This is a genomic window from Phaeovulum sp. (assembly GCF_030684035.1).
In the GTDB taxonomy this organism is placed as follows: domain Bacteria; phylum Pseudomonadota; class Alphaproteobacteria; order Rhodobacterales; family Rhodobacteraceae; genus UBA6213.
Window position 1 is genome coordinate 70,542 of the sequence record NZ_JAUXPI010000002.1, and the last position, 26,302, is coordinate 96,843.

At 65.0% G+C, this 26,302-nt stretch carries 23 protein-coding genes and 1 tRNA gene; 15 read left to right on the forward strand and 9 right to left on the reverse strand.

Annotated elements, in window-relative coordinates; genetic code table 11:
* Position 1 precedes the first annotated feature (1 nt).
* Positions 2–610: a bifunctional nicotinamidase/pyrazinamidase gene (pncA, locus tag Q8J98_RS00410; RefSeq protein WP_305292501.1), complete on the reverse strand. Its 609-nt coding sequence runs from the start codon at positions 608–610 to the stop codon at positions 2–4.
* Between the two features lie 141 nt (positions 611–751).
* On the opposite strand from pncA, the gene mbfA reads away from it, so the two are divergent.
* The 3 genes from mbfA to Q8J98_RS00425 all read left to right on the forward strand — a co-directional run bounded on the left by mbfA (position 752) and on the right by Q8J98_RS00425 (position 2,813).
* Complete coding sequence (gene mbfA / locus Q8J98_RS00415; protein WP_305292503.1) at positions 752–1,729, forward strand: iron exporter MbfA; 978 nt, start codon at positions 752–754, stop codon at positions 1,727–1,729.
* Between the two features lie 17 nt (positions 1,730–1,746).
* Entirely contained in the window at positions 1,747–2,451 is a 705-nt protein-coding gene (locus tag Q8J98_RS00420; protein WP_305292634.1) for a nitroreductase family protein, read from the forward strand.
* A 125-nt stretch (positions 2,452–2,576) separates the two neighbouring features.
* Positions 2,577–2,813, forward strand: coding sequence for a GDCCVxC domain-containing (seleno)protein (locus Q8J98_RS00425; RefSeq protein ID WP_305292505.1), 237 nt, complete (start codon positions 2,577–2,579; stop codon positions 2,811–2,813).
* 16 nt (positions 2,814–2,829) lie between these two features.
* Here Q8J98_RS00425 and Q8J98_RS00430 read toward each other — a convergent pair whose 3' ends face one another.
* Positions 2,830–3,645, reverse strand: a complete 816-nt coding sequence (locus tag Q8J98_RS00430) for a hypothetical protein (RefSeq protein WP_305292507.1) — start codon at positions 3,643–3,645, stop codon at positions 2,830–2,832.
* Here Q8J98_RS00430 and Q8J98_RS00435 point away from each other — a divergent pair.
* The 5 genes from Q8J98_RS00435 to Q8J98_RS00455 are packed head-to-tail and all read left to right on the forward strand — an operon-like array spanning position 3,644 to position 7,390.
* The gene (locus tag Q8J98_RS00435; RefSeq protein ID WP_305292509.1) at positions 3,644–4,570 is read left to right on the forward strand and encodes an AEC family transporter; all 927 of its coding nucleotides are present in this window, start codon (positions 3,644–3,646) and stop codon (positions 4,568–4,570) included. The genes Q8J98_RS00430 and Q8J98_RS00435 overlap by 2 nt on opposite strands.
* A gap of 10 nt (positions 4,571–4,580) precedes the next feature.
* Positions 4,581–5,408, forward strand: a complete 828-nt coding sequence (gene fghA, locus Q8J98_RS00440; RefSeq protein WP_305292511.1) for an S-formylglutathione hydrolase — start codon at positions 4,581–4,583, stop codon at positions 5,406–5,408.
* On the forward strand, positions 5,408–5,869 hold the full coding sequence (locus Q8J98_RS00445; RefSeq protein ID WP_305292513.1) for a YaiI/YqxD family protein: 462 nt from the start codon (positions 5,408–5,410) through the stop codon (positions 5,867–5,869). Before fghA ends, Q8J98_RS00445 begins: the two co-directional genes overlap by 1 nt.
* A complete protein-coding gene (locus Q8J98_RS00450; RefSeq protein WP_305184429.1) occupies positions 5,862–6,479 on the forward strand; it encodes an HAD family phosphatase in 618 nt (205 codons plus the stop codon). The genes Q8J98_RS00445 and Q8J98_RS00450 overlap by 8 nt, the downstream gene beginning before the upstream one ends.
* Positions 6,476–7,390, forward strand: a complete 915-nt coding sequence (locus tag Q8J98_RS00455; RefSeq protein WP_305292515.1) for an ornithine cyclodeaminase family protein — start codon at positions 6,476–6,478, stop codon at positions 7,388–7,390. Before Q8J98_RS00450 ends, Q8J98_RS00455 begins: the two co-directional genes overlap by 4 nt.
* A 63-nt stretch (positions 7,391–7,453) precedes the next feature.
* Here Q8J98_RS00455 and metG read toward each other — a convergent pair whose 3' ends face one another.
* From metG to Q8J98_RS00470, 3 genes are all read right to left on the reverse strand, one after another.
* Positions 7,454–9,196, reverse strand: a complete 1,743-nt coding sequence (metG, locus tag Q8J98_RS00460) for a methionine--tRNA ligase (protein WP_305292517.1) — start codon at positions 9,194–9,196, stop codon at positions 7,454–7,456.
* 88 nt (positions 9,197–9,284) lie between these two features.
* Positions 9,285–10,037: an SDR family NAD(P)-dependent oxidoreductase gene (locus Q8J98_RS00465; RefSeq protein ID WP_305292519.1), complete on the reverse strand. Its 753-nt coding sequence runs from the start codon at positions 10,035–10,037 to the stop codon at positions 9,285–9,287.
* Positions 10,038–10,106: 69 nt separating this feature from the next.
* Positions 10,107–11,327, reverse strand: a complete 1,221-nt coding sequence (locus Q8J98_RS00470; protein WP_305292521.1) for an MFS transporter — start codon at positions 11,325–11,327, stop codon at positions 10,107–10,109.
* Positions 11,328–12,584: 1,257 nt separating this feature from the next.
* Here Q8J98_RS00470 and Q8J98_RS00475 point away from each other — a divergent pair.
* From Q8J98_RS00475 to Q8J98_RS00485, 3 genes are all read left to right on the forward strand, one after another.
* A tRNA-Leu gene (locus Q8J98_RS00475) sits at positions 12,585–12,670 on the forward strand.
* Between the two features lie 453 nt (positions 12,671–13,123).
* A complete protein-coding gene (locus tag Q8J98_RS00480) occupies positions 13,124–14,914 on the forward strand; it encodes an ABC transporter transmembrane domain-containing protein (RefSeq protein ID WP_305292523.1) in 1,791 nt (596 codons plus the stop codon).
* A 108-nt stretch (positions 14,915–15,022) separates the two neighbouring features.
* Positions 15,023–16,915, forward strand: coding sequence for an acyl-CoA synthetase (locus Q8J98_RS00485; RefSeq protein ID WP_305292524.1), 1,893 nt, complete (start codon positions 15,023–15,025; stop codon positions 16,913–16,915).
* 69 nt (positions 16,916–16,984) lie between these two features.
* Here the strand turns inward: Q8J98_RS00485 and Q8J98_RS00490 are convergent, their stop codons facing one another.
* Positions 16,985–17,191 carry a cold-shock protein gene (locus tag Q8J98_RS00490; protein ID WP_305184193.1) on the reverse strand — a complete coding sequence of 69 codons (207 nt, stop codon included), beginning with the start codon at positions 17,189–17,191 and terminating at the stop codon, positions 16,985–16,987.
* Positions 17,192–17,381: 190 nt separating this feature from the next.
* Entirely contained in the window at positions 17,382–19,328 is a 1,947-nt protein-coding gene (thrS, locus tag Q8J98_RS00495) for a threonine--tRNA ligase (protein ID WP_305292526.1), read from the reverse strand.
* A 114-nt stretch (positions 19,329–19,442) separates the two neighbouring features.
* On the opposite strand from thrS, the gene Q8J98_RS00500 reads away from it, so the two are divergent.
* Positions 19,443–20,180: a carboxylesterase gene (locus Q8J98_RS00500; RefSeq protein WP_305292530.1), complete on the forward strand. Its 738-nt coding sequence runs from the start codon at positions 19,443–19,445 to the stop codon at positions 20,178–20,180.
* A 152-nt stretch (positions 20,181–20,332) separates the two neighbouring features.
* Here Q8J98_RS00500 and phaZ read toward each other — a convergent pair whose 3' ends face one another.
* Complete coding sequence (gene phaZ, locus Q8J98_RS00505) at positions 20,333–21,598, reverse strand: polyhydroxyalkanoate depolymerase (RefSeq protein ID WP_305292532.1); 1,266 nt, start codon at positions 21,596–21,598, stop codon at positions 20,333–20,335.
* A 93-nt stretch (positions 21,599–21,691) separates the two neighbouring features.
* Between phaZ and phaC the strand changes: the two genes are divergently transcribed.
* The 3 genes from phaC (at position 21,692) to phaR (ending at position 24,763) form a co-directional block, all read left to right on the forward strand.
* Positions 21,692–23,485, forward strand: a complete 1,794-nt coding sequence (phaC, locus tag Q8J98_RS00510; protein WP_305292533.1) for a class I poly(R)-hydroxyalkanoic acid synthase — start codon at positions 21,692–21,694, stop codon at positions 23,483–23,485.
* A 116-nt stretch (positions 23,486–23,601) separates the two neighbouring features.
* Positions 23,602–24,054 (forward strand): phasin, PhaP, encoded by a 453-nt coding sequence (locus Q8J98_RS00515; RefSeq protein WP_305184188.1) that lies wholly within the window; start codon positions 23,602–23,604, stop codon positions 24,052–24,054.
* A 145-nt stretch (positions 24,055–24,199) separates the two neighbouring features.
* Positions 24,200–24,763: a polyhydroxyalkanoate synthesis repressor PhaR gene (gene phaR, locus Q8J98_RS00520; RefSeq protein ID WP_305292535.1), complete on the forward strand. Its 564-nt coding sequence runs from the start codon at positions 24,200–24,202 to the stop codon at positions 24,761–24,763.
* A 30-nt stretch (positions 24,764–24,793) separates the two neighbouring features.
* Here the strand turns inward: phaR and Q8J98_RS00525 are convergent, their stop codons facing one another.
* Complete coding sequence (locus tag Q8J98_RS00525; RefSeq protein ID WP_305292537.1) at positions 24,794–26,161, reverse strand: aminotransferase; 1,368 nt, start codon at positions 26,159–26,161, stop codon at positions 24,794–24,796.
* Between the last annotated feature and the right edge of the window lie 141 nt (positions 26,162–26,302).

The following is a 26,302-nucleotide window of genomic DNA, read 5'->3' on the forward strand; positions in this document are numbered from 1 at the left end:
GTCAGCTCTCCAGTTCGACGCCGGCGGCGCGCATGGCCTGTCGGGCTGCGGCAAGCGAGCCGTTCAGATCGATGGCGCGGCAGGCACCAAGCAGCACGGTTGCACCAAAGCCCGCCCGCACCGCGTCAATCGCCGACCAAGCCACGCAGAAATCGGTGGCGAGCCCGGCAAAGGTGAGGTGCGTGGCACCGCGTTCGCGCAGGTAGCCGGCAAGGCCGGTGGCGGTGGTGCGGTCGTTTTCGAAAAAGGCCGAATAGCTGTCGATCGCGGCGCGAAAACCCTTGCGCAGGATCAGGTCGGCGCGGTCCGCGTGCAGCCCTGGGTGGAACGCCGCGCCGGGGGTGCCCTGCACGCAATGCGCGGGCCAGAGCACCTGTGGGCCGTATGGCATTTCGGTGGTCGAGAACGGCGCGGCTCCGGGATGGTTTTGCGCAAAGCTCGTGTGGTTCGCGGGGTGCCAATCCTGGGTCAGCACGCGGATCGGGAAGGCATCGAGCAGCGCGTTGACGCGCGGCACGATTTCGTCGCCACCGGCTACCGCAAGTGCACCGCCGGGGCAGAAATCGTTTTGCAGGTCGATCACGATCAGCGCTTGGGTTTCGCCCGGCATCGATCCCTCTCCCTCTGGCTGGCAATACCCCTCAGCCTTAAGTGCCGCCCTTTGCCCCGTCAATGGCCGCGCGGGCGGCGTTTTGCACTTGCTGCGCGGCGAAGGCGGGCTAGCATGGCGAAAAACCATTCAAGGTGCGCCATGATCCCCGGTCTTGCCTCGCGTCGTCGGTTCTCGGACCTTTCCGAACGGGAAATCCTCGCCCTGGCGATTTCCTCCGAAGAGGATGACGCCAGCATCTACCGCACCTACGCGCAGCGGTTGCGCGCGGACTATCCGGCTTCGGCGCAGGTGTTTGACGGGATGGCTGCGGAAGAGGATGACCACCGCCGCCGCCTGATCGAGGTGCATCGTGCGCGCTTCGGCGAGGTAATCCCGCTCATCCGGCGCGAGCATGTGGCCGGGTTCTATGCCCGCCGCCCGGTCTGGCTGATGGAGAACCTGTCACTGGAGCGGATGCGCGCCGAAGCCGAGGCGATGGAGCACGAGGCTGCGAAGTTCTATACCGCCGCCGCGCAGCACAGCACCGATGCCGCCGCGCGCCGGTTGCTTGGTGATCTGGCGGCGGCAGAGCAGGGGCATGAAGCGCGGGCGGGCGAATTGGTCGCCACGCATCTTGATGCGGAAGAAAAGGGCAAGGAAGACCGCGCGGCACACCGCCAGTTCATTCTGACCTGGGTGCAACCGGGGCTTGCGGGGTTGATGGATGGCTCGGTTTCCACCCTCGCGCCGATCTTCGCCACCGCCTTTGCCACGCAAAACACCTGGACGACGTTTCTGGTGGGGGCGGCGGCATCGGTGGGGGCGGGCATTTCGATGGGCTTCACCGAGGCGGCGCATGATGATGGCGTGCTTTCCGGCCGCGGCAGCCCGTTCAAGCGCGGGCTGGCAAGCGGGGTGATGACCACGCTTGGCGGCATGGGCCACGCGCTGCCCTACCTGATCCCGGATTTCTGGACCGCGACCTCGGTGGCGATGGTGGTGGTGTTCGTCGAGCTTTGGGCGATTGCCTGGATTCAGAACCGCTTCATGGAAACCCCGTTCCTGCGCGCCGCCTTGCAGGTGGTGCTGGGCGGCGCGCTGGTGTTTGCGGCGGGTGTGCTGATCGGCGGCGGCTGAGGAGAAACATGACTGCGATGCCCAAGACCCCGAAGCCCGCCTACCACGCCCTGCCGCTGCCTGACCGGGTACAATTGCCCGCGCCCGCTTCGCTTGCCGCCGCGCAGGCGTTTCGCGACTATATGCGCAAGCGCCATTCGGTGCGCGATTATGCCCCCACGCCGGTGGCACGGGAGGTGATCGAGGCCTGCATTGCCGCTGCCGCCAGCGCCCCTTCCGGGGCCAACCGCCAGCCGTGGCATTTTGTCGCCGTCGCCGACCCGGTGTTGAAGGCCCGCATCCGCGCCGAGGCCGAGGCCGAGGAGCGCGCGTTTTACGAGGGGGCTGCGGGCGATGAATGGCTGGCGGCGCTGGAACCGATCGGCACCGGGGCGAAAAAGCCGCATCTGGAAGCGGCACCCTGGCTGATCGTGGTCTTCGCGCAGCGCTACGGGATCGGGCCCGAGGGGAAGCGGATCAAGCATTATTATGTGCCCGAAAGCGTCGGCATTGCGGTGGGGGTGCTGATTGCCGCCATCCATCACGCCGGGCTGGTGTGCCTTGAGCATACGCCGAGCCCGATGAAGTTTCTCAACGCCGCCTGCGGGCGGCCGGAAAATGAAAAGCCTGTAATGATCCTGCCGGTGGGCTACCCGGCCCCGCATGCCACCGTCCCCGCCGCCTCCAAGATCAAGAAGCCGCCCGAAGAGGTGCTGACCGTCTTGCAGGGTGGCTCTGGCTGATCCGGGCATGACTGCGGGGATTCGCGCGCCTCGCCTGGCATGCATGCCAGCGCGCGGTGCAAACCGGTGTAACGTTACACGCCCGTGCCAGTCGTGTCGCTATGGCTGATCGTGAAGGAGGCAGCATGGCTATCGAGACCCATTCGGAAATTACCTGCCCGGTCTGCGGCCACCGCAAGCTGGAGGAAATGCCGACAGATTCGTGCCAGTTCCTCTATGAATGCGCGCAGTGCAGCACGGTGTTGCGCCCGAAGCCGGGCGATTGCTGCGTGTTCTGTTCCTATGGCTCGGCACCTTGCCCGTCGATTCAAGCGCAGCGGGCGTTGCCGGGACCTGAAGCCACCGGTGCCTGCACTTGCTGAGCCGCCAAGCGCCGGGTTACCCGCCAGCTTCCGCCAGGTCCATGACCCGGGCGTGAAAACTGCGGGTGAGGCTGCGGCACTGCTCCAGATAGCCATCCGCCACATGCGCGCGGGGCAGAGCTGCGCGCCAGTCGGCAGCATCGGCCATTTCCGGTGGCTGCGAGAAGCCGCCGAATTTTGCGCCATAGGGCAGGCAGAGCACGCGGCGGCCCATCAGCATTGCCCAATAGGTGCCGTGGTAGGAGTTGCTGACAACGGTTTCGCCGGAAGCGATGAAATCGATCGCCTGCGCGAAGCTGCCCTGATGGTTGGTCGCATGGGGAATGCCGGGCGGCCGCGCGAGACCGGCCGATTTGGTGGCATGGGCGTAGATCACCACCGCATGGCGCGGCGGCGGCGGTTTGGTGAGCCTTGAGGCCATGCAGCTTGCGCAGGGCACATGAATGGTGCCGGGAACACCCAGATCGCGGCACCCCATGAGATCGACCGCCCCGGCCAAGATATCATGGCGCGCGGTATCGCGGTTGACGCCCAGCATGCCGACGCCCCAGACCACCCGGCGGCGCGCGGCGGCGCTGTGATAGAGCACCGCGCGCGCCACCTCGCCATAAACCTGCCCACCGCCCAGCACCGCCACATCGCAGGCGGGAAATTCTTCGCCAAGGTCCTGCACGCTCACCTGCCCGCCAAAATCGAGCCAGCGTGCGGGCGTGGCAACACGGTCGCCGATGTTGGGCGTGGAGCGGAGGTGCTGAAATGCGAAATGCGCCATGCGCCCAAGGTGCCCGGCCCATCTTGCATTCGCAAGCGCGCCGTGAAAGCCTGCGGCCATGCTGGCGATATTCCTGAAAACGCTTCCGTTCTTTGCATTGATCGGGCTTGGCTGGGCGGCCGGGCGGTTGCGGTTTTTCCCGCCCGAGGCGACCGCATGGCTGACGAAATTCGTGTTCTATTTCGCGCTGTCGGCGATGCTCTTTCGCTTTTCCGCAACACTCAGTCTTGGCGAATTGTTCAACGGCCGATTCGTGCTCGCCTATCTCAGCGGCACGGCGCTGGTTTGGGCCGTAGGCATGGCAGTGGCGCGCGCCCGCCGCCTGCCGCTGGCCGCGGCGGCGATGGAGGCGCATACCGGAATGACAGGCAACACCGGCTTTCTGGGGGTGCCGATGCTGGTTGTGCTTCTGGGCCCGGCAGCGGTCGGCCCGGTCCTGATGGTGCTGGCGATCGATCTGATCGTGTTCTCATCGCTGATCACGCTTCTGGTTACCGGGGCCAGGCATGGTCGGGTTTCGGCTGCGATGTTTGTGGCGCTGGCACTCGGCCTGCTGAAAAACCCGATGATCATGTCGATGGTGGCGGGTCTGGCATGGGCCGGTTTCAGCCTGCCGATGCCGGGGCCGCTGATGGAATTCGTCACCATTCTCGGTGCTGCCGCCACGCCGGGGGCGCTCTTTGCCATCGGTGCCTCGCTTGCCCCGCGGTCGGCAGAGCGTATCCGCCCGGCGATCTGGCTTTCCTTCGCCAAGCTCGTGTTGCACCCGCTGGCGGTTGCGGTGGCGGCGCTTCTTTTTGCCGTGGAACCCTACGCGGCCGGGGTGATGATTGCAGCGGCGGCTTTGCCGGTGGCGGGGAATGTCTATATTCTTGCCAGCCACTATGGGGTTGCACCACAGCGGGTTTCGGCCGCAATCCTGATCTCGACCGCGTTTTCCATCCTTACCGTGCCCGCCGTCATTGCCTGGGTCACGGCCAGCTAGGGGGTAACCAATGCGCATGATTTCCGAAAACCGGGCTTTTGGCGGCGTGCAGGGCGTTTATGCCCATGCTTCGCAAGCGACCGGCTGCGACATGACCTTTGGCCTCTACCTGCCGCCTGCCGCCGAGGCCGGGCCGGTGCCGCTGCTGTGGTTTCTGGCAGGGCTGAGCTGCACCCACGAAAACGCGATGGTCAAGGCTGGGGCGCAGGCCTTTGCTGCCAGGGCAGGGCTGGCGCTGTGCTTCCCCGATACCTCGCCGCGCGGGCCGGGCGTGGCCGATGACGCGGCTTATGACCTTGGTCAAGGTGCCGGGTTCTACCTGAACGCAACCGAGGCACCCTGGGCCGCGCACTACCGCATGTGGGACTATCTGGCCGAAGAATTGCCGCGCATCGTCACCGCCAATTTCACGGTGGATGAAGCGCGCCAGAGTGTGTGCGGCCATTCGATGGGCGGCCATGGTGCGCTGACGCTGGCGATGCGCCTGCCCGGCCGCTACCGCTCGGTCTCTGCCTTCGCGCCGATAGCGCAGCCCTCGCGGTCGGATTGGGGGCGCAAGCAGTTTGCGGCCTATCTCGGGCCTGATGAAAGCCGCTGGCTGGCGCATGACGCAAGCTATCTGATGCAGACCGAAGGCTTTGCGGGCGAAGTGCTGATCGATCAGGGCACCGCCGACCCCTACCTCGATCTCTTGCGACCCGAGGCGCTGGCTGGCGCAATGGCCGCCCGCCGCCAGCCGGGAAGCTTCCGGCTGCAAGCGGGCTACGATCACAGCTATTTCTTTGTCGCCTCGTTCATCGCCGAGCACATTGCCTTTCACGCCAAGGCGCTGGCGTAATGGCGCTTTACATCGATGCCGATGCCTGCCCGGTCAAGGCCGAGGCCGAAGCGGTTGCCACCCGGCTGCGCGCGCACCTGTTCATGGTCTCGAACGGCGGTCTGCGCCCCTCGGCCAATCCGCTGGTGGAAATGGTCTATGTTGCCTCCGGCGCGGATGAAGCCGACAAGTGGATAGCCGAACGCGCCGGGCGTGGCGATGTGGTGGTGACAGCCGACATTCCGCTTGCCGCGAAATGCGTGGCGGCGGGGGCGCGGGTGCTGACCCATGCGGGCGAACCGCTGACCCAGGCCAACATCGGCCAGATCCTTGCCACCCGCGATCTGATGGCAGATCTGCGCGCCGCCGACCCGTTCCGCCAAGGTTCCGGCAAGGGCTTTACAAAGGCCGACCGCTCGCGTTTTCTCGATGCGCTCGACAGGCTGCTGCGGGCCGCCGAAAGGGACGCGCGCGATGATTGAGGCGGTGGTTTTCGACATTGGCAATGTGCTGATCGAGTGGCAGCCCGAGCGGTTCTACGATGCCGCCATTGGCCCCGAGGCGCGGGCGGCGATGTTTGCCGAGGTCGATCTGCACGGCATGAACGACGCCATTGACCGGGGCGGCGATTTTCAGGGCACGATCCATGCGACCGCCGAGCGCTACCCCCGTTGGCGCGCGGAAATCCGGCTTTGGCATGCAAACTGGATCGACATGGCAAGCCCGGTGATCCCGCGCTCGGTGCGGCTCATGCGGGCGCTGCGGGCGCGTGGTGTGCCGGTATTCGCGCTGACCAATTTCGGCATCGGCTCGTTTGCCTATGCCCGCACCCGGTATGATTTTCTTGACGAATTCGACCGGACCTGGGTTTCCGGCCATATGGGCGTGATCAAGCCCGACCCGCAGATCTATGCCCTGGTCGAGGCCGATTGTGGCCTCGGCCCCGGCGCACTCCTGTTCACCGACGATCGCGCCGACAACATCGCCGCCGCCGCCGCGCGCGGCTGGCAGGTGCACCAGTTCCTCGGTCCCGAGGGCTGGGCGGCGCGGCTGGTCGCCGAAGGCTTGCTGAACGAAAGGGAAGCACAATGAGCGTGGAAATCATCGGCCCCGAGGCCGAGGCGCATCTTGACTGGCTCGCGCTCACCGATGCCATCGCCGCCGGCCATGCGCTGCCGCGCGCCGAGGTGGCCGATACCTTTCTGTATCGCGGCAAGGACACGCTGCTGACCCGCTCGGCCTGGATCAGCGGGCTTGGGTTGGCGGTCAAGGCGGCGAGCATTTTCCCTGGCAACCCCGCGGCCGGCGTGCCGATGGTGAACGGTGCCGTCACGCTTTACGACGACGCGACCGGCCGACTTGAAGCCATCGTCGATTTCCACCTCGTCACCAAATGGAAAACCGCCGGTGACAGCCTTTTGGCCGCACGCCGCCTTGCCCGGCCGCAGGCGCGGCGCATTCTGATCGTCGGCGCGGGGCAGGTGGCACGCTCGATGATCGCGGCCTATTCGGCGGCTTTTCCAGCAGCTCGCTTCACCCTCTGGAACCGCTCGCCCGAGGCCGCCCGCGCGCTTGCCGCCGCCACCGGCGCGACGACGACAGAGGATCTGGAGGCCGCCACGCGCAACGCCGAGATCATCGCCACCACCACCATGTCCTCGGTGCCGCTGATCAGGGGCGAATGGCTCAGCCCCGGCACCCACCTTGATCTGATCGGTGCCTACCGCCCCGACATGCGCGAGGTAGATGACACGGCGCTGACCCGCGCCAGCCTGTTTGTCGATGCCCGCGCCACCACCATCGCCCATATCGGCGAGTTGAAAGACCCGATCGCGCGCGGCGTCATCACCCCGGCAAGCATCCGCGCCGATTTCTACGACCTCGCTTCAGGTGGTTTTGCCCGCTCCAACGCCGACGAGATCACCCTGTGCAAGAACGGCGGCGGCGCGCATCTTGATCTCATCTGCGCGCAATACATCCTTGCGGCGTGGCGGCAGCGCTAGGATTTCTTCTTTGCGAAAATACCCTGCGGGGTCCGGGGGTGCAAAACCCCCGGCCTTGCCGGATCAGCTGCGGATGCCCGAGAACCGCTTCTGCCAGTCTTCGCGCTCCTCATCGGTGATCTTGCGAAACAGCACCTCGGGGGTGGTGAAGGCGTGGCCCGGGGCGAGTGCCGCGAGTGCTGCGGGAACATCCTCCGGCCAATCGCGGTTGGTGGTCTGCATGCCCGCCAGCATCGAGGCGGCGGCATCGGGAATGAAGGGCTCTGAAAGCACCGCATAAAGCCGCACGAGGTTGAGAGACAGGCGGGTTTGCGCGGCGGCGCGGGTGGGGTCGGTCTTGAACACGGTCCAGGGCGCGGCGGATTGCAGGTATTCGTTGCCCAAGACCCAGAGCGCGCGCAGATCCTGCGCGGCGCGGCGTATCGACATCGCGTCCATCATATTCTCATAGGAGGCCACACCTTCGGCCACGGCGGCGATCAGCGCCAGTTCCTGCGGGCCATATTCGCCGCCCGCGGGCACCGCCTCGCCGAACTTGCCGCGGCAGAACTTGGTGATGCGCGAGACGAAGTTGCCAAGCACATCGGCAAGGTCCTTGTTGACGCTTTGCTGGAAATTCTCCCAGGTGAACTCGCTGTCGGCGCTTTCCGGCGCGTGCGACAAGAGCCACCAGCGCCAGTAATCGGCGGGCAGGATCGAGAGCGCCTGATCCATGAACACGCCGCGGCCCTGGCTGGTGGAGAACTGGCCGCCGTCATAGTTGAGGTAGTTGAACGACTTGATGTAATCCACGAGCTTCCACTCGGCACCCCCGGCGCGGTTGGCTCCGATGATGGTGGCGGGAAAGGAAAGCGTGTGGAAGGGCACGTTATCCTTGCCCATGAATTCGGTATAGGTCACATCGCCTGCGCCCTTGTCGACGCGCCACCAGCGCTGCCAGGCGGCATCGTCTTGCCCCGTTGCGTCGGCCCATTCGGCGGTGGCGGAAATGTATTCGATCGGCGCATCGAACCAGACGTAGAAGACCTTGCCTTCCATGCCCTGCCACGGCGCACCATCAAACTGCGCGGGCACGCCCCAGGCCAGATCGCGGGTGATGCCCCGGTCCTGCAACCCATCGCCGTCATTGAGCCATTTGCGGGCGATCGAGGTGGTCAGCACCGGCCAATCGGTCTTGCTGTCGATCCAGGCGGCAATCTCGGGCTTCAGGCTGCGCTGGCGCAGATAGAGGTGCCGGGTTTCGCGCACCTCAAGCCGGGTCGAGCCGGAAATGGCCGAGCGCGGGTTGATCAGGTCAGTCGGGTCAAGCTGCTTGGTGCAGTTTTCGCACTGGTCGCCCCGTGCCCGTTCATAGCCGCAATTGGGGCAGGTGCCCTCGATGTAGCGGTCAGGCAGAAAGCGGTTGTCATCGACAGAAAACACCTGGCTTTCCGCCACTTCGGAAATCAGCTCCTGTTCGCCCAGAGTGCGGGCGAAATACTGGGTGAGCGCGTGGTTGCGCGCACTGGACGAGCGCCCGAAATGATCGAAGGAAAGCCGGAAGCCGCGCGCGAGTTCGGCCTGCACCGCATGCATTTCGGCGCAGTATTCGGCCACCGGCTTGCCCGCCTTGGCAGCGGCAAGTTCCGCCGGGGTGCCATGTTCATCGGTGGCGCAGATGAACATCACTTCGTGCCCGCGCGCGCGCAGGTAGCGGGCGTAAAGATCGGCCGGCAACTGGCTGCCAACGAGGTTGCCGAGGTGCTTGATGCCGTTGATATAGGGGATAGCCGAGGTGATGAGATGTCGTTTGCGTTCCGGGACCATCGCGCGCCTTACCTTGTCGTTTCAGCGCGGTTTACAGCCCTTGTGCGGGCAAGGCCAGAGGGGGTTTGCCCCGCTGGCCAAGCTGGCATCACTGCGCGGTATAGCCGCCGTCAACCAGATGGTAGGAGCCGGTGATGAAGCTCGCCTGATCCGAGAGCAGGAACAGCACCAGCGCCGCGACCTCTTCCGAAGTGCCCAGACGTTTCAGCGCTTGCAGCGCGGCGATCCCTTCGAGCGCCTCGGGCGGCAGCACATCAAGCAGCGGCGTGCGGATGAAGCCGGGGCCAACGGCATTGACCCGGACCCCGGCACTGGCATGTTCAAGCGCCGCGTTCTTGGTCAGCCCGACGACCGCATGTTTGGCCGCGACATAGGCGGGGGCATTGGCAAAGCCCACCGTGCCAAAGATCGAGGCGATGTTGACGATCGCGCCGCCACCTGCCGCGATCAGATGCGGCATCGCGGCGCGCATGCCGAAAAAAACCCCGTCGAGGTTGACGCCCATCACCTGCCGCCAGCCATCAAGCGGGTACCCGCCCACCGGTGCGCTCGGCCCGCCGATACCGGCGTTGTTGACCAAGAGTTGCAGCCTGCCAAAGCGCGCGACCGCCGCCGACATCATTTCGCTGACCGCACCCGCGCTGGCCACGTTGCAGGTGAATGCCGCCGCAGTGCCGCCCGCAGTGGCAATTTCAGCGACCACGCGATCAGCCGCCGCGCGGTCGATATCGGCCACCGCGACATTTGCCCCGGAAGCCGCCAGTTCGCGGGCGATTGCCGCGCCGATGCCTGCCCCTGCGCCGGTGACGAGTGCCACCTTGCCATCAAAACGAATATCCATTTCGAGCCCCCTTCGCGTGAATTGAACCACCTGGCCAGATATGGCGTCGCGGCGGCGCGGGAATAAGGCCTATTCCTCGCGCCCGCGCCCGAACAGGCGGCCGACGAGAAACGAAGTGCGCGGCATCCAGGTATAGGGCAGGCGGCGGCGCGGGCCGGGGCGCAGCGCCATGCGCCAGAGGCCGAAGACGACCAGCACGACATGCACCAGCGCAATGGCCCAGAACATCGAGGCGGGGCCGAAGCCCTCGATCAGCAGCGAGGCCAGCACCGGCGAGGCGATCGCCCCGATCGCGTAAAGGAACATCAGCGCGGCGGAAAGCTCGACCCGTTCGGACGAGGTGGCGTGGTCATGCGCATGGGCGGAGGAGATCGAATAGATCGGCAATGTGACAAAGCCGAAGAAACCGGCTGCGAGGTAGATCGCCAGGCTGCCCGCCCCCGCCAGCGCCACGGTAAGCGCCGAGGCGAGCACCGAGGCCAGCGACAGGCCGATCAGCACCCAGCGGCGGTCGAAGCGGTCGGCGAGCCAGCCGACCGGAAGTTGCGCCATCCAGCCACCCAGCACATAGACCGCCAGAAACACCGCGATCTGGTCGAGCGTCAGCCCCACCTCGACGGCATAGACCGGGCCGACAAAGCGGAAGGCGGCACCGGTGATGCCGGTGACCACCACCCCCGCCGCCGCCAGCGGCGAGCGCGCCCAGGCCATGGCGGGGCGCAGGCGCGGAGCCTCGGGGGTTTCCGGCTCGCGGGTGCGGGTCAGCGCCAGCGGCAGCAGCGCCGCGCAGCAGAGGATTGCCAGAAGGTTGTAGGAGGCATAGCTCGACGGGGTCAGCACCCCGATCATCAGCTGCGCGCCGAGCGAGGCGCCGACATCGACCACCCGGTAAACTCCGGTGGCGCGGCCACGGGTTTCGTTGGTGACGCTGGCCTGCAACCAGGCCTCGATGATGGTGTAGCAGCCCGCCACCGAAAGCCCGGTAAGCATGCGCATGGCCGACCAGGCGATCGGGTTCACCAGCATCATGTGCGCGGCGATGCCGATGGTGCCGAGCGCCGAAAACGCCGCGAAGGCGCGCGCATGGCCGACCGAGCCAAGCATCCGCGGTGCCCACCAGCAGCCGATGAAAAAGCCGATGAAATGCGCCGAGCCGAGCATGCCGACCTCGGCCTTGGAAAAGCCGAGGCCGAGGCCGGAGATGGCATCAAGCGGTGCCACCGCGCCCGAGCCGAGCTGGACGAAGATCACCGACAGAAACAGGGCAGCGAAAGAGATCAAGAGGCGCATGCGCGGCAGGCTAGCCGGGCAGGGCGGCGCGCGAAAGAGCGATTACGCGGCGGCGCGCACCCGTGCTTTGGCCGGTGCGGCGATCATCCTGGCGCGCGGGCCAGAACGCCGGTCTGCCGCGCGACATGCCAGCACCCCGTCGCCCGCCCCGGCCCAGGCGGTGCGGTGCTTGAGGCCATCACCCCCGGCATCGACGAACATGCGCGACCGCGACTGCTCGGCAATGCGGATGCCGTGGTCGTCGAGGTCGAGGAGGATCGGGCGGGGGTTGGCTGGATTGCCTGACGGTTGTGGCGGGGCGGCGTCGGAACCGCGCGCGGGCACCGCCGCCGGTGCGCGAGCGGGGGAGACTGCTTTTCGCCTCGGAATGATCTGCCCCATCGCGCCCCCATGCCGGTTGCCTGCGCCGATGAAGGCCGATAGTGGCAGAGAAATCATGCGCGGGGGTCAATTTGGGGTGGCGCGTGGGTGCGGCAATTCAACCTTGAGTTCGGGCCTGAGTTCGGACCTGAGTTCAGGCCTGAGTTCAAGCCCGGGCTCTGGACTGGTCCGGGTTCGAGTTCGGGGTGGCTCAGCCCTCGGGTGCGGCTTGCGGGGTCAGATGTGCTGCGCCGTCACCGGGTTCGAGCAGCGATGCGGCGGCGGGGGCCATGCGGGCACGACGCTGTTCCCGCCATCTGCGCGCGGCCTTCGGCATGGACCATCTGCCAGCGGCTTTCGACCCCCGGCGCGCCGCCCGCCTCGGGGGGCAGGATGAGGTCGGCGGGGGCGCGCGGCTGCTGGCCTCGGCGGCGAGTTGCGGCCGCCGCATCGGGGGTTGGGCCGGGGGGGGGCGGCAAGCCCGGCCACCACCAGCGCCACGGCACCGCTGCGCAGCGCCTCGTCCATGCTCCAGCGCGCCGCGCCGGGGGCGGGGGGGAAGATCGGTCGGTCGGGGGGCGCAAAGCCCGCGCATGCCCCGAGGCTTGAGCGCGCCGCGATCCGGAGCGTCTGCCCGCTAGCCTGCCCACCTGCATCAGCGCCAGGGTGCGCCGCGCCGGGCAGCAAACTCCTGCGCGCGGTCGCGCGCGAACGCGGCCCCCCGGACCAAGCCGCAGCTTCGGGGTGGGGGGGCGAGTGGGTATGGGGCAGGGCCAGAGCGTTCCGCAATCGCTCTCAATCGCGTCGGAGCCGTGCCGCCGGGCAGGCCGCTAAAGCTTCGGTGCGGCCCCCCCCTTGCCGCACCGCGCCGAAGCGATTAGCGATGAACAGGGCTGCGCGGGCGTGGCGGAATGGTAGACGCATGGGACTTAAAATCCCTCGGGCGAAAGCCCATGCCGGTTCGAGTCCGGCCGCCCGCACCACCCCCGGCATGACGAGATGAGCCCCGGGCGCGGCGGGGACGGGCTCCGGGCGGGTGGAGGTTAGCCACGGCGCGACGGGGATGGAGCCTGGGCGGGCGGCGGTTGACCCCCATAGGCGCTAACTTAAGCCTTTGGCCATTTGGCCTGCTGCCGGTTTCGTGGACAGCAGGTTAAGCTAGCATAGCGCGGGCCTCGAACCCATGGGGCTGAGGTAGCCCAGTTTCGAATGCCGCCTGCTCGAGCCCATCGGAAACATCCCACCAGCCGAAGCAGAGGAGGCGTTTTATGCAAACCTGAACACACTCAATATGGTCGCGTAACACGGACTATTCGGTCTCCGGCAAAGCCGGGGCGGTTCAGTTCAGAGCGCCGGGCGTGGCGGCGAAGGGCGATTGCGCCCTTGCCCATGCGCGCCACTGCGCATAGATCGCCGCAAGGCAAAAGGAAAAGTGAATGGCACGCGGACCCCAGGCAGTTCTTGAAGACCGACCCACGACGAAGAAGATTGGCGCGTTGCGTGCCCTGGTGCCGTTCGTGAAGCCCTATCGGGGGCAGGTTCTGGGGGCGCTGCTGGCGCTGGTGCTGACCGCCTCGATCAACCTGATCCTGCCCTTGGCGGTGCGCCGCGTGGTCGATGGCTTTCAGGCGGGCGCGGAACTGCTTGATGAATATTTTGCCGCCGCGCTTTTCATCATCGCATTGCTCGCGCTGGGCACCGGGCTGCGCTATTACCTTGTCACCCGGCTTGGCGAGCGGGTGGTGGCCGATATCCGCAAGGCGGTGTTCGACCGCGTGCTGGGCATGTCGCCGGCGTTTTTCGAGCGGGTGATGACCGGCGAGGTGATCAGCCGGATCACCACCGACACGACACTGATCCTGTCGGTGATCGGCTCTTCGGTTTCGGTCGCGCTGCGCAATGTGCTGATCCTGTTCGGCGGCCTCGGCATGTTGCTTTTTACCTCGGGCAAGCTGACCGGGCTGGTTCTTCTGCTGGTGCCGGTGGTGATTGTGCCGATTGTCGTGCTGGGGCGCAAACTGCGCACGCTTGGGCGCGAGAATCAGGACTGGATCGCCAATTCGGCGGGCTCGGCCACCGAGGCGCTTTTGTCGGCGCAGACGGTGCAGGCCTTCACCCACGAGGCGCAGAGCCGTGCCGAGTTTGCCAGTGTCACCGAAAAATCCTTTGTCTCGGCGCGCCGCCGCATCGCCACCCGGGCGGTGATGACGGTGATCGTGATCTTCCTGATCTTCGCGGGCGTGGTGGGGGTGCTCTGGGTCGGGGCGCGCGATGTGCGGCTGGGCGCGATGAGCGTGGGCGAACTGGTGCAATTCGTCATTTACGCGATCATGGTGGCGGGCGGGGTTGGGGCGCTTTCCGAGATCTGGGGCGAGGTGCAGCGGGCGGCGGGGGCGACCGAACGGCTGGCCGAGCTGCTATCGGCCGAAGACCCGGTGCGCGACCCGGCACGCCCCACCGTGCTGCCGCGCCCGGTGCGCGGCGAGATCGGCTTTGAGAATGTGACCTTTCACTACCCGTCGCGGCCCACCACTTCGGCGCTTGACGGGGTGACGATCAGCATTGCGCCGGGCGAGACCGTGGCGCTTGTCGGCCCCTCGGGGGCGGGCAAGACCACGATGATTCAGCTCATCCAGCGATTCTGGGACCCCGAGCACGGCAGGGTCACGCTTGACGGGCAGGATTTGCGCGATCTTACCCGCGCCGATTTCCGCCGCGCGATTGCGCTTGTGCCGCAGGATCCGGTGATCTTTGCCGCCACAGCACGCGAGAATATCCGCTTTGGCCGACCCGATGCGAGTGATGCCGAGGTCGAAGTGGCGGCGCGGGCGGCGCATGCCCATGATTTCCTCATGGCACTGCCCGAGGGCTACAACGCCTATGTGGGCGAGCGCGGGGTGATGCTTTCGGGTGGGCAAAAGCAGCGCATCGCCATTGCCCGGGCGATCTTGCGCGATGCGCCGGTGCTGCTTCTCGATGAGGCGACAAGCGCGCTCGACGCCGAAAGCGAAGGGCTGGTGCAGGCGGCGGTCGAGCGGCTTTCCTCCGGGCGCACCACCTTGATCGTGGCGCATCGGCTTGCCACGGTGAAGCGCGCTGACCGGATCGTGGTCTTTGACAAGGGCCGGATTGTCGCGCAGGGCACCCACGAGGCGCTGGTCGCCGAGGATGGGCTTTATGCGCGCCTCGCAAGGTTGCAGTTCACCACCGGCACCACCACCGACTGAAGGGCATTGTGACGCGGCGTGCCGGGTGCCGCTTTTGCTTGCCGGACGGCGAATTTCTGACCATTCTGCCCCAAAGGCCCGCGAGGAAGGGCCATGGGGAGGAAGCTGATGTCGAGATTTGAGAGCGTCGCGAGCCGGGATGCGGTCGAACAGGAAATGGCCTGGGAAAAGCGACCGCGCGCGCCGACCATGTATCAGTTCATCGCCGATGTCGCGGCGCGGCACGGCAGCCGCCCGGCGACGTCGTTTCAACTGCTTTCGGGGGTGAAGGACAAGGCCGAAACGCTGACCTGGTCGCAGCTTCTGGCGCAGGTGACGCAGGCGGCCAACCTGTTCCGCAGCCTTGGCATTGGCGAAGGCGATACGGTTGCCTACCTTTTGCCCAATAGCAGCGAAACCGTGATTTCGCTGATTGCCGGTTCGATCGCGGGGATCGTGAACCCGATCAACCCGCTTCTGGAACCCGAACAGATCTCGGCGATCCTGCGCGAGACCAAGGCCAAGGTTCTGGTGACGCTGAAGGCTTTCCCGAAAACCGACGTGGCGCAGAAGGCCGCCGAGGCAGTGCGGTTTGCGCCAAATGTGAAAACCGTGCTCGAGGTTGATCTGAACCGCTACCTCGGCCCGCCAAAAAGCTGGATCGTGCCGCTGGTGCGCCCGAAAAACCCGGTTTCACACAAGGCCGACGTGAAGAACTTCAACGCCGAATGTGCCCGCCAGCCCGCCGGGCAGCTGACCTTTGCCGACAGCAAGAGCGACCGCGTTGCAGCCTATTTCCACACCGGCGGCACCACCGGCATGCCGAAAGTGGCGCAGCACAAGTATTCGGGGATGATCTACAACGGCTGGCTGGGGGCGCGGCTTCTGTTTGACGAAACCGATGTGCTGATCTGCCCGCTGCCGCTGTTCCACGTCTTCGCGGCCTATCCGGTCTTGATGTCGGCGATTGCCTCGGGCGCGCATGTGGTGTTTCCGACGCCTGCGGGCTACCGCGGCGAAGGTGTGTTCGACAATTTCTGGAAGCTGATCGAGCGCTGGCAGGTGACCTTTCTCATCACCGTGCCCACGGCGATTTCGGCGCTGATGCAGCGCCCGGTTAATGCCGATGTCTCGTCGCTGAAAACCGCGCTTTCGGGTTCTGCACCGCTGCCGGTCGAGCTTTACAACCGCTTTGAAAAGGCCACGGGGGTGCAGATATCGGAAGGCTACGGGCTGACCGAGGCCACCTGCCTCGTGTCGGTGAACCCGGTTGACGGCAAGAAGAAGGTCGGCTCGGTGGGCATTCCGATGCCGCATACGCATGTGCGGATTCTGTTGCAGGAAAGCGACGGCACGTTCCGCGAATGCGCGACTGACGAGGTCGGCGAGATCTGCATTGCCAACCCCGGCGTGTTCGAGGGTTCGACCTATACCGAGGTGGACAAGAACCATGGCCTGTTCGCCGAAAACCGGTTCCTGCGCACCGGCGACCTCGGGCGGCTTGATGCCGATGGCTATCTCTGGATCACCGGGCGCAAGAAAGACCTGATCATCCGCGGCGGCCACAACATCGACCCGGCAGAGATTGAGGAGGCGATGATGTCGCATCCGGCGGTGGCCTTTGCCGGGGCGATCGGCCAGCCCGATGCCTTTGCCGGTGAACTGCCCTGCGTCTATGTGGAACTGGTGAAGGGTGCCGATGTCACCGAAGCCGAACTGATGGAGCACGCCCGCAGCCATATCCGCGAGCGCGCGGCGATACCGAAGCATGTCGAGGTGCTGGCGGAACTGCCAAAGACCGGGGTTGGCAAGATCTTCAAGCCCGACCTGCGCAAACGCGCCATTACCCGCGTGTACAACGAGGCGCTGGCGGCGGCGGGCTTTGCCGCCAATGTGGCGACGGTCACCGAAGACAAGAAACGCGGGCTGGTCGCGCATCTGCGCCGCCTTGGCGATGTCGACGATGCCGCACTTGCCGCCAAGATGGGCGAGTTCACCACGCCCTGGGACTGGGCGAAATAGGACCGCCAAACGAGAACGGCCCGCGCCAACGCGCGGGCCGAAAGCTTTTGCGGTAACTGCCGAACTGCCTCAGAGCAGCCGCAGATCGCCCGCCGACGAGCGCCCGTCACGGCCCGATTGCAGCTCGTAGGCAACCTTCTGGTTGTCGTTGAGGCCCTTCAGCCCCGCACGTTCGACCGCCGAGATGTGCACGAACACATCCTTGCCGCCGTCGTCAGGCGCGATGAAGCCAAAACCTTTGGTGGTGTTGAACCATTTCACGGTGCCAGTGGCCATCCCCGTCTCTCCATCATCAGTGTTCCCGGGGCGGAATGCACCGGGCCGTGCAGCCAGGTCTTTCGGGTCTTCCGGCTTGCCCTGATCGGGGAGGCGGTAGGAAAGGCAGCAGCAGCGCAGGCAAAAGCATGCCGCATCCGTGCCGAAAATCAACAAAAAAACTGGCGGGCGCGGTGTCCCGCCGGTGGGGCTAGCGCTGGTCGGGGGGCAGGGCTTCGGCCACAAGCTCTGCGACCGCGTCGGCAAGCGCAAGCATGCGCGAATGCGCATCGCCCAGGCGGCGCATCGAGACCGAACGCTCCGCAACCTCTTTCATGCCGATTGCCAGAATCACCGGCACCTTGCCGACCGAATGCTCGCGCACCTTGTAGTTGATCTTTTCGTTGCGAATGTCGGCCTCGGCGCGGATCCCTGCCGCCTGAAGCGCCGCCACCACCTCACCCACGAAAGCATCGGCATCGGAGACAATCGAGGCCACCACCACCTGCCGCGGCGCAAGCCAGAGCGGCAGCTTGCCCGCATGGCTTTCGATCAGGATGCCGATGAACCGTTCGAAACTGCCAAGCGTGGCGCGATGCAGCATCACCGGGCGGTGTTTCATGCCGTCTTCGGCGATGTAGCTTGCATCAAGCCGCTCGGGCAGCACGAAATCGACCTGGTGCGTGCCGCATTGCCAATCGCGCCCGATGGCGTCGGTCATCACGAATTCGAGCTTCGGCCCGTAAAACGCCCCTTCGCCGGGGTTCATGATGAAATCATATCCCGCCGCGCGGGTGGCATTGGCCAGCGCCGCCTCGGCCTTGTCCCAGGTCTCGTCGCTGCCGGCGCGCTTTTCCGGCCGGTCGGAGAACTTGATCTTGAAGCTCTCGAACCCGAGGTCGCGGTAAACCGATGACAGGAAGCCGATGAAGCGGCTGGTCTCGGATTCGATCTGGTCTTCGCGGCAGAAGATATGCGCATCGTCCTGGGTGAAGCCGCGTACCCGCATGATGCCGTGCAGCGCACCCGAAGGCTCATAGCGGTTGCACGAGCCGAATTCGGCCATGCGCAGCGGCAGGTCGCGGTAGGACTTGAGACCGACGTTGAAGATCTGCACATGGCAGGGGCAGTTCATCGGCTTCAGCGCGTTGATGGTTTTTTCGCGCGCGCCTTCTTCGTCAACCTCGACGATGAACATGTTCTCCTGATACTTTTCCCAGTGCCCCGAGGCTTCCCAGAGCTTGCGGGAAACCACCTGCGGGGTGTTCACCTCGACATAGCCGCCTTCGCGCTGCCGCCGCCGCATGTAGTCTTGCAGCGCGACATAGATGCTCCAGCCGTTCGGGTGCCAGAAAATCTGCCCCGGTGCCTCTTCCTGCATGTGGAAAAGGTCCATTTCGCGGCCGAGCTTGCGGTGGTCGCGCTTGGCGGCCTCTTCCAGCATGGTCAGATGCGCCTTCAAGGCGTCGCGGTTTTTGAAGGCGACACCGTAGATGCGTTGCAGCATCGGCCGGGTGCTGTCGCCGCGCCAATAGGCACCGGCCACGCTCATCAGCTTGAAGGCGTCGGCGGGAAGCTGGCCGGTGTGTTGCAGATGCGGGCCACGGCAGAGATCCTGCCAGTGGCCATGCCAATACATGCGGATCTGCTGATCTTCGGGGATCATGCCGATCAGCTCCACCTTGTAGGGCTCGCCCAGCGCCTCGTAATGGGCAATCGCGCGGGCGCGGACCCAGACCTCGGTGGTGACCGGATCGCGGCGGTTGATGATTTCGCGCATCTTTGCCTCGATCGCGCCGAGGTCTTCGGGGGTGAAGGGCTCGGCACGGTCGAAATCGTAATACCAGCCGTTTTCGATCACCGGGCCGATGGTGACCTTGACGCGCGGCCAGAGCTCCTGCACGGCGCGGGCCATGACATGCGCGAGATCGTGGCGGATGAGTTCAAGCGCCGCTGCCTCATCCTTCATCGTGTTGATGGCGATTGCGGCGCTTTCAGCGATTGGCCAGGCCAGATCCCAGTGCTTGCCGTTGAGCTGCGCCGAAATCGCCTGCTTGCCGAGCGAGGGCGCGATGGAGGCTGCGACCTCGGCGGCGGTGATGCCTGCGGGGTAGCTGCGGCTCTGGCCATCGGGAAGGGTGAGGGTAATCTGGGACATGCGGTCCTCCTCGTCGGTTTGGCGCCTACGAAACGCCCGGTTGCGGGTTATGCTGCGCGTGGTAGGAAGAATTCGCGCCCAAGTCAACGGCGGGCAGGCTGCCGGGAGGCCCTCATGACAGAAGATTTCATTTCGCCCGAGGGACGGCGGATTGCCTTTGTGCAGCATGCGGGGCGGGGCCCGGGCGTGGTGTTTCTGGGCGGCTTCCGGTCCGACATGCAGGGCACCAAGGCGCTGGCGCTCGAGGCCTGGGCAGCCGCAGCGGGGCGTGGCTTTCTGCGCTTCGATTATTCGGGGCACGGCACCTCGGGCGGCGATTTCGAGGCGGGGTGCATTGGCGACTGGCTGGCGGATGCGCGGGCGGCGCTGGGCCTGACCGAGGGGCCGCAGGTGCTGGTCGGATCATCCATGGGTGGCTGGATAGCGCTATTGCTGGCGCGCGCGATGCCGGAGCGGGTGGCGGGGCTGGTAACGATTGCCGCCGCGCCGGATTTCACCGAGGACGGGTTCTGGGCCGGGTTCGATGCGGCGCGCCGCGCCGAGCTTTTGCGCGCGGGCCGGGTGGAAATGCCGTCGGACTATTCCGCCGAGCCCTATGCCATCACCCTTCGGCTGATCGAGGACGGGCGGCGGCATCTGCTGTTGCGCATGCCGCTCAACCTGCCGATGCCGGTGCGGATGTTGCAGGGCACCGCCGACGCCGATGTGCCGCAGGCGGTGGCGCTGCGGCTATTGGCGCATGCCGAGGGGCCGGACATTCGGCTGACGCTGGTGAAAGCGGCGGACCATCGGTTTTCGACGCCGGAGTGTCTGCGGCTGATCGAGGCGGCGGTGGCGGAACTGGCGGGGTAGGGGGGCCGTCTGCCCCCCTCTTGCGCGGTTCCCGCGCAATTCACCCCCCGAGGGTACTTGGGCATTGAAGAAGCGCCGAGTGGGATAAATGCAACCCGGCCTCCGCTTGGCTGGCGCGACCGGGTGGAAATATTACGTTTGTCTGGTGGTGTTCAGACGGCGCGGAGCGGGGTCACCTTCGCGGCGGTATTCGCGTTCTGGTCGATGAAGCGCAGAACCAGCGGGCGGATGCGCTCGCGCCAGCTTCTGCCGGCGAAGATGCCGTAGTGCCCCGCGCCGATCTCGATATAGCCTGCCTTCTTTTCCGGCGGCAGGCCGGTGAGCAGATCGAGTGCTGCGGCGCACTGGCCGGGCGCGGAGATATCATCCTTGCTGCCTTCAACGGTTTTCACCGCGACATCGGTGATGCGGCCGATATCGACCTGGTGCCCGGCGACCACGAACCGGTTCTCGGCAATCTCGCGGCCCTTGAAGATGCGCTCGACGGTGGAAAGGTAGAATTCGGCGGTCATGTCCATGACCGAGAGATATTCATCGTAGAAGATGTTGTGCTTGTCGCGTTCGGAGCCCTCGCCCTTGGCTTCGGCGGTGATCTTGTCGGCGAAGGCCCTTGTGTGGGATTCGGAATTCATCGAGATGAACGAGGCAAGCTGCATCAGGCCGGGATAGACCAGCCGCCCGGCACCCCGGTATTTGAAGCCGACGCGCTGGATGACGAGGTGTTCAAGCTGGCCCATGGTCACCCGGCGGCCAAAGTCGGTGACTTCGGTGGGGTTGGAATCGGGGTCGATCGGGCCGCCGATCAGGGTCAGGGTGCGGGGCTGCGCGGCGGGGTCGATTTCGGCCAGATAGGCGGTGGCGGCAAGCGTCAGCGGGGCCGGCTGGCAGACCGCGATCACGTTGATATCGGGGCCGAGATGGCGCATGAAATCAACGAGGTAGAGTGTGTAATCCTCGATGTCGAACTTGCCTTCGGAAACCGCGATGTCGCGGGCATTGTGCCAATCGGTGATATAGACATCTGCATCGGGCAGCAGGCTTGCCACGGTTGAGCGCAAGAGCGTGGCGTAGTGGCCCGACATCGGTGCCACCAGCAGCACCCGGCGCGGCATAGGCCCGCGCCCGGCTACCGCAAAGTGAATGAGGCTGCCAAAGGGCCGTTCGATCAGGGTTTCGACGTTCACCAGATGGTCGCGCCCGTCGATCCCCGGAATGCTGCGGATGCCCCAGTCGGGTTTGATCACCATGCGGGCGAAGCTGCGCTCGGTCACCCGGCCCCAGGCCGACATGACCTTGAACATCGGGTGCGGCACCAGGCCCCAGGCGGGGTAGGAGGCCACGGCGCGGGCCGAGGCACCCATCCATTCGTTGGTATTCCTGATGGTTTCCATCAGGTCATAACTCATCATGCCCTTCATCGTGTCTCCCCAACGGACCGGACCCAAACGCCGCTTTACCGCCCGGCCCCTGCGACGCTATGTTGCATGTGAGGATAGGGAGGAAAGATTGCCATGACAACGGCTGACGGTGACCTTCCTGCTGCGACGCAGCATTTGACCGAGAATCTGGCCCGAGTCGAGGCTTTGTCGCAACGCCTTGTGGCGGCATTGGCGCAAAAGCGGGCACCCAACCCGGCCCTTGAAGCGCCGGGGCAGGAGCTTTTCCTCAAGGCAGGCTCGGCGCTGATGAAGGAATGGCTGGAGCACCCGGGCAAGCTGATGGAAACGCAGATCAGCTATTGGGGCCAGGCATTGAAGCATTATGCCGAGGCGCAGGCCGTGCTGGCAAAGGGCAAGCTCGCGGTGCCCGAGGATACCGGGCCAAAGGACCGGCGTTTTTCCAACCCGCTCTGGGACACCAACCCCTATTTCAACTTCGTCAAGCAGCAATACCTGATATCGGCGAAGGCGATCGAGGCGTCGGTTTCCGCGATCGAGGGGCTTGAGCCGGTTGACCGCAAGCGGATCGACTATTTCACCCGGCAGATCATCGACCTGATGGCGCCGACGAATTTCCTTGCCACCAACCCCGATGCGCTGGAGCGCGCGGTGGCAACCGAGGGCGAGAGTCTGGTGCGGGGGATGGAAAACCTTGTTGCCGACATCGAGGCACACAAGGGCGATCTGGTGATCACCCTGGCCGACCGCGACGCCTTCAAGGTCGGGGTCAATATCGGCACCGCAAAGGGCGGTGTGGTCTATCGCAACCATCTGTTCGAGTTGATCCAGTTCAGCCCCAGCACCGAAACGGTGCACCAGACGCCCCTGGTGATCTTTCCGCCATGGATCAACAAGTTCTACATTCTCGACCTGAAGCCCGAAAACAGCCTGATCCGCTGGATCGTCGATCAGGGCTTCACGCTGTTTGTGGTGGCATGGAAAAACCCCGATGCCTCCTATGCCAAGATCGGCATGGACGACTATGTGCGCGATGGCTATCTGACCGCGATCCGCGAGATCAAGGCGATCACCGGCGAGGAAAAGCTGAATGCGGTCGGCTATTGCATCGCGGGCACCACGCTTGGGCTGACGCTGGCGCTTATGCTAAAGCGCGGCGACAAGTCGATCAACGCGGCAACCTTCTTTACCACGCTTACCGATTTCGCCGATCAGGGAGAGTTCACCGCTTTCCTGCAAGATGATTTTGTCGATGGCATTGAAGAACAGGTTGCGCGCGAAGGGGTGCTGGCGTCGTATTTCATGACCCGCACCTTCAGCTATCTGCGCGCCAACGACCTGATCTATCAGCCGGCGATCCGCAGCTACATGATGGGCGAGGCCCCGCCCGCCTTCGATCTCTTGTTCTGGAACGGCGATGGCACCAATCTGCCGGGCAAGATGGCGGTCGAATATCTGCGCGGGCTTTGCCAGCGCGACGAGTTCGCCGGCAAGGGGTTCACGGTGCTGGGCGAGAAGGTAAAGCTTTCCGGGGTCAAGGTGCCGCTTTGCGCGATTGCCTGCGAAACCGACCATATCGCGCCCTGGCGCGCGAGCTTTGCCGGGGTGGCGCAGATGGGCGCGAAGGACAAGACCTTCATCCTGTCGCAGTCGGGCCATATCGCCGGTATCGTCAACCCGCCGGGCAAGGACAAATACGGCCATTACACCTCGCCAGCAGCGATCACCGATGCCGATGCCTGGCGCACGGCGGCGGAGTTCCACAAGGGCAGCTGGTGGCCGCGCTGGGGGGCGTGGCTGGCTGGGCGCTCCGGCAAGCGGATCGCGGCGCGGGAGTTGGGCGATTCGGCGCATCCGGTGCTGGCACCCGCGCCGGGCACCTATGTGCTGGAGCGGCCAGAGGCCTGATATTGGCCGAAACTATGGGTATTCTGCGTTGCAGCAATTTGCCTCTTGAAATGCTGCAGCGCAGCGTGTATGTATCTTGGCAGAAACACACCGCACCCCAAACCGGAGATATTCAAATGGCCAAGACCCAAGACTACACCAAGACCATGCAAGACATGTTCGGCGCCTTCCCGATCGACACCTCGGCGTTCCAGGAAGCGTTCAAAAGCTCGACCGCGATGGGCGAGCGCCTGACCAAGGTGGCGCTTGAAGCCGCCGAAAAATCGACCGAGATTTCCTCGGCATGGACCAAGGCGACGCTGTCGCGCGTTGGCGATCTGTCGAAATCGAAAGCGGAACCGGCCGATTACGCCAAGGCGATGACCGACTTTGCTTCGGCCGCTGCCGAGACCGCAGCCGAAAACCTCGCCGCCTTCGCCGAAGTCGCGAAGAAAGTGCAGATGGAAACCGTCGAGCTGATGCTTGCGGCGGGCAAGGAAGCGTCGGAAGATGCGACCGCTGCGGTGAAGAAAGCGACCGATGACGTGACCGCTGCGGCCAAGAAAGCCACCGCGAGCGTCAAGGCCTGATCGCCATTTCAGATTGGCACTGCGGCCATCCTCTCTGCCGCAGCTGCATTCAAGGCGGGCTTCAGGGCCCGCCTTTTTCTTTTGTTGCTTTTACGCGTCCGAGTATTAGGCTTCGCTGCACTGCCAAAAGCTTCCGGAGGACCACATGGCCGAAGACGCCAAGCCGCTGCTCATCAAGCGTTACGCCAGCCGCCGACTCTACAACACCGAAACCAGCGATTATGTGACGCTGGAGGATATTGCCGCCTTCATCCGCGACGGCCGCGAGGTGCAGATCATCGACCTGAAATCGGGCGATGACCTTACCCGCCAGTATCTGCTGCAAATCGTATCCGACCATGAAAGCCGTGGCGAAAGCGTGCTGCCGGTCGATCTGCTCACCGATCTTGTGCGCAGCTACACCACCCAGGCGCAAAGCGTGGTGCCGCAGTTTCTTGCCGCCAGCTTCCAGATCCTGCGCGAAGGGCAATCGAAGCTGATGGAAAACCTCACCGCCTTTCCCAACCCGATGGCCAAGATGCCGGGCTTCGAGGCGTTGCAGCGCCAGCAGCAGGCGTTCATGAAGACCATGATGGGGGGCTGGGCCGCCAGTCCGGACGACGACGAGGCCGCAAGCGATACCGCCACCGCCAAACCGGCGGGCCGCGAAGACCTTGACGCGATCAAGAAGCAACTGGCCGAATTGCAGGCGAAGCTTTCCAAATTGTGAGAATGACGGCGGCGCTACGCCGCCACCCTTTCAGGCAACCTCGGCAAAGACCTGTTTCAGCGCCCGTTCAAGCTTGTCGAACATCTCGTCCATCTGCGGCAGCGTCATGATGAACGGCGGGCAAAGCACGATCGCCTGCCCCAGCGGGCGGCAGATCAGCCCTTGATCGGTGCAGGCATTGGCGATGCGCTCCGATACGCTCAGCGAGCCGTCGAACGGGGTTTTCGTGGCCTTGTCCTTCACCGCTTCGAGCGCGCCCATCAGCCCCTTGCCGCGCCACTCGCCGATATTGGGGTTTTCCGCCAGCCGCGCCAGCCCCGCCTCGAAATGCGGTGTGAGGTGGCGGACGTTTTCCGCCAGACCCTCGTTCATCACCACGTCGATCGCCTTGAGCGCGATGGCGCAGCCGACGGGGTGGCCCGAGGCGGTGAAGCCATGCGGAAACTCTTCAATCGCTTCCGCTGCGGCCTGCACCCGGTCGGCCAATTCGTCGCCAAGGATCACCGCACCCATCGGGAAAAATCCGGCGGTGAGGTTCTTTGAGGAAATGATCGCGTCGGGCATGAAGCCATAGGTTTCGCAGCCCCAGGTATTGCCGGTGCGGCCGAAGCCGGTGATGACCTCGTCCGAAATCACCGGAATCCCGTATTTGCGCAGGATCGGCAGCATTGCCTGAAAATACCCCGCCGAGGGCACCACTACCCCGCCCGCGCCCATGACCGGCTCGGCGAAGAACCCGGCGATGGTGTCTGCCCCCTCCTTGATGATCGTCGCCTCAAGCTCATTGGCCAAGCGCCGGGTGAATTGCGCCTCGGTCTCGCCGTGCTGGCCATAGCGCCAGTAATGCGGGCAGCCAAGGTGCAGAAAGCCCGGCAGCGGCAGGCCGAAAACGCTGTTGTAGGGCTTGCCGGTCATGCTGGCGGAAACCGCGGTGACCCCGTGATAGGCGTTCCAGCGGGTGAGGATCTTGCGGCGTTGTGGCTTGCCCTCGGCCGCATGCAGAAACCACAGGATCTTGACCATCGTGTCGTTCGCCTCGGAGCCGGAGTTGGTGTAGAACACCCGGCCCCGGCTGAACGGCGACACTTCCACCAGCTTTTCGCTCAGCAACACGGTCTGGTCCGACATCCGGCCGAAAAAGGCGTGATAGCCTGCCAGCTTTTCATATTGCCTCTTTGCGGTCTCGATCAGGCCGGGGTGATCGAAGCCCGCAACCATGTTCCAAAGCCCCGAGTTCGCATCGAGATATTCGCGCCCGTGGGTATCATAGACGTAAGGCCCGCGACCATGGGTCAGCACCACCGCGCCGCGTTCGTGCACCGAGGGCAGATCGGTGAAGCCGTAAAGCGAATAGCGGTCGGCCCGGGCTTCCCAGGAATTGGGGGCGTTGTCGCGCATGGCACTCTCCTTCAAAGCATGAAGGGCAGGCTAGCCGGGTGCGCGGGCGGGTTCAATGGGGGCAGATGAAACGCCGCAGCGGCCCGCGACGTCGCTGCAACTGCTTCAGTGCAAATATCCCCGCCGGAGGCTCTTGCCGCA

Coding starts and splice junctions, on each gene's coding strand:
- pncA (WP_305292501.1), bottom strand. CDS start 610: ATGCCGGGCGAAACCCAAGCGCTGATCGTGATCGACCTGCAAAACGAT.
- mbfA (WP_305292503.1), top strand. CDS start 752: ATGATCCCCGGTCTTGCCTCGCGTCGTCGGTTCTCGGACCTTTCCGAA.
- Q8J98_RS00420 (WP_305292634.1), top strand. CDS start 1,747: ATGCCCAAGACCCCGAAGCCCGCCTACCACGCCCTGCCGCTGCCTGAC.
- Q8J98_RS00425 (WP_305292505.1), top strand. CDS start 2,577: ATGGCTATCGAGACCCATTCGGAAATTACCTGCCCGGTCTGCGGCCAC.
- Q8J98_RS00435 (WP_305292509.1), top strand. CDS start 3,644: ATGCTGGCGATATTCCTGAAAACGCTTCCGTTCTTTGCATTGATCGGG.
- Q8J98_RS00430 (WP_305292507.1), bottom strand. CDS start 3,645: ATGGCCGCAGGCTTTCACGGCGCGCTTGCGAATGCAAGATGGGCCGGG.
- fghA (WP_305292511.1), top strand. CDS start 4,581: ATGCGCATGATTTCCGAAAACCGGGCTTTTGGCGGCGTGCAGGGCGTT.
- Q8J98_RS00445 (WP_305292513.1), top strand. CDS start 5,408: ATGGCGCTTTACATCGATGCCGATGCCTGCCCGGTCAAGGCCGAGGCC.
- Q8J98_RS00450 (WP_305184429.1), top strand. CDS start 5,862: ATGATTGAGGCGGTGGTTTTCGACATTGGCAATGTGCTGATCGAGTGG.
- Q8J98_RS00455 (WP_305292515.1), top strand. CDS start 6,476: ATGAGCGTGGAAATCATCGGCCCCGAGGCCGAGGCGCATCTTGACTGG.
- metG (WP_305292517.1), bottom strand. CDS start 9,196: ATGGTCCCGGAACGCAAACGACATCTCATCACCTCGGCTATCCCCTAT.
- Q8J98_RS00465 (WP_305292519.1), bottom strand. CDS start 10,037: ATGGATATTCGTTTTGATGGCAAGGTGGCACTCGTCACCGGCGCAGGG.
- Q8J98_RS00470 (WP_305292521.1), bottom strand. CDS start 11,327: ATGCGCCTCTTGATCTCTTTCGCTGCCCTGTTTCTGTCGGTGATCTTC.
- Q8J98_RS00480 (WP_305292523.1), top strand. CDS start 13,124: ATGGCACGCGGACCCCAGGCAGTTCTTGAAGACCGACCCACGACGAAG.
- Q8J98_RS00485 (WP_305292524.1), top strand. CDS start 15,023: ATGTCGAGATTTGAGAGCGTCGCGAGCCGGGATGCGGTCGAACAGGAA.
- Q8J98_RS00490 (WP_305184193.1), bottom strand. CDS start 17,191: ATGGCCACTGGCACCGTGAAATGGTTCAACACCACCAAAGGTTTTGGC.
- thrS (WP_305292526.1), bottom strand. CDS start 19,328: ATGTCCCAGATTACCCTCACCCTTCCCGATGGCCAGAGCCGCAGCTAC.
- Q8J98_RS00500 (WP_305292530.1), top strand. CDS start 19,443: ATGACAGAAGATTTCATTTCGCCCGAGGGACGGCGGATTGCCTTTGTG.
- phaZ (WP_305292532.1), bottom strand. CDS start 21,598: ATGAAGGGCATGATGAGTTATGACCTGATGGAAACCATCAGGAATACC.
- phaC (WP_305292533.1), top strand. CDS start 21,692: ATGACAACGGCTGACGGTGACCTTCCTGCTGCGACGCAGCATTTGACC.
- Q8J98_RS00515 (WP_305184188.1), top strand. CDS start 23,602: ATGGCCAAGACCCAAGACTACACCAAGACCATGCAAGACATGTTCGGC.
- phaR (WP_305292535.1), top strand. CDS start 24,200: ATGGCCGAAGACGCCAAGCCGCTGCTCATCAAGCGTTACGCCAGCCGC.
- Q8J98_RS00525 (WP_305292537.1), bottom strand. CDS start 26,161: ATGCGCGACAACGCCCCCAATTCCTGGGAAGCCCGGGCCGACCGCTAT.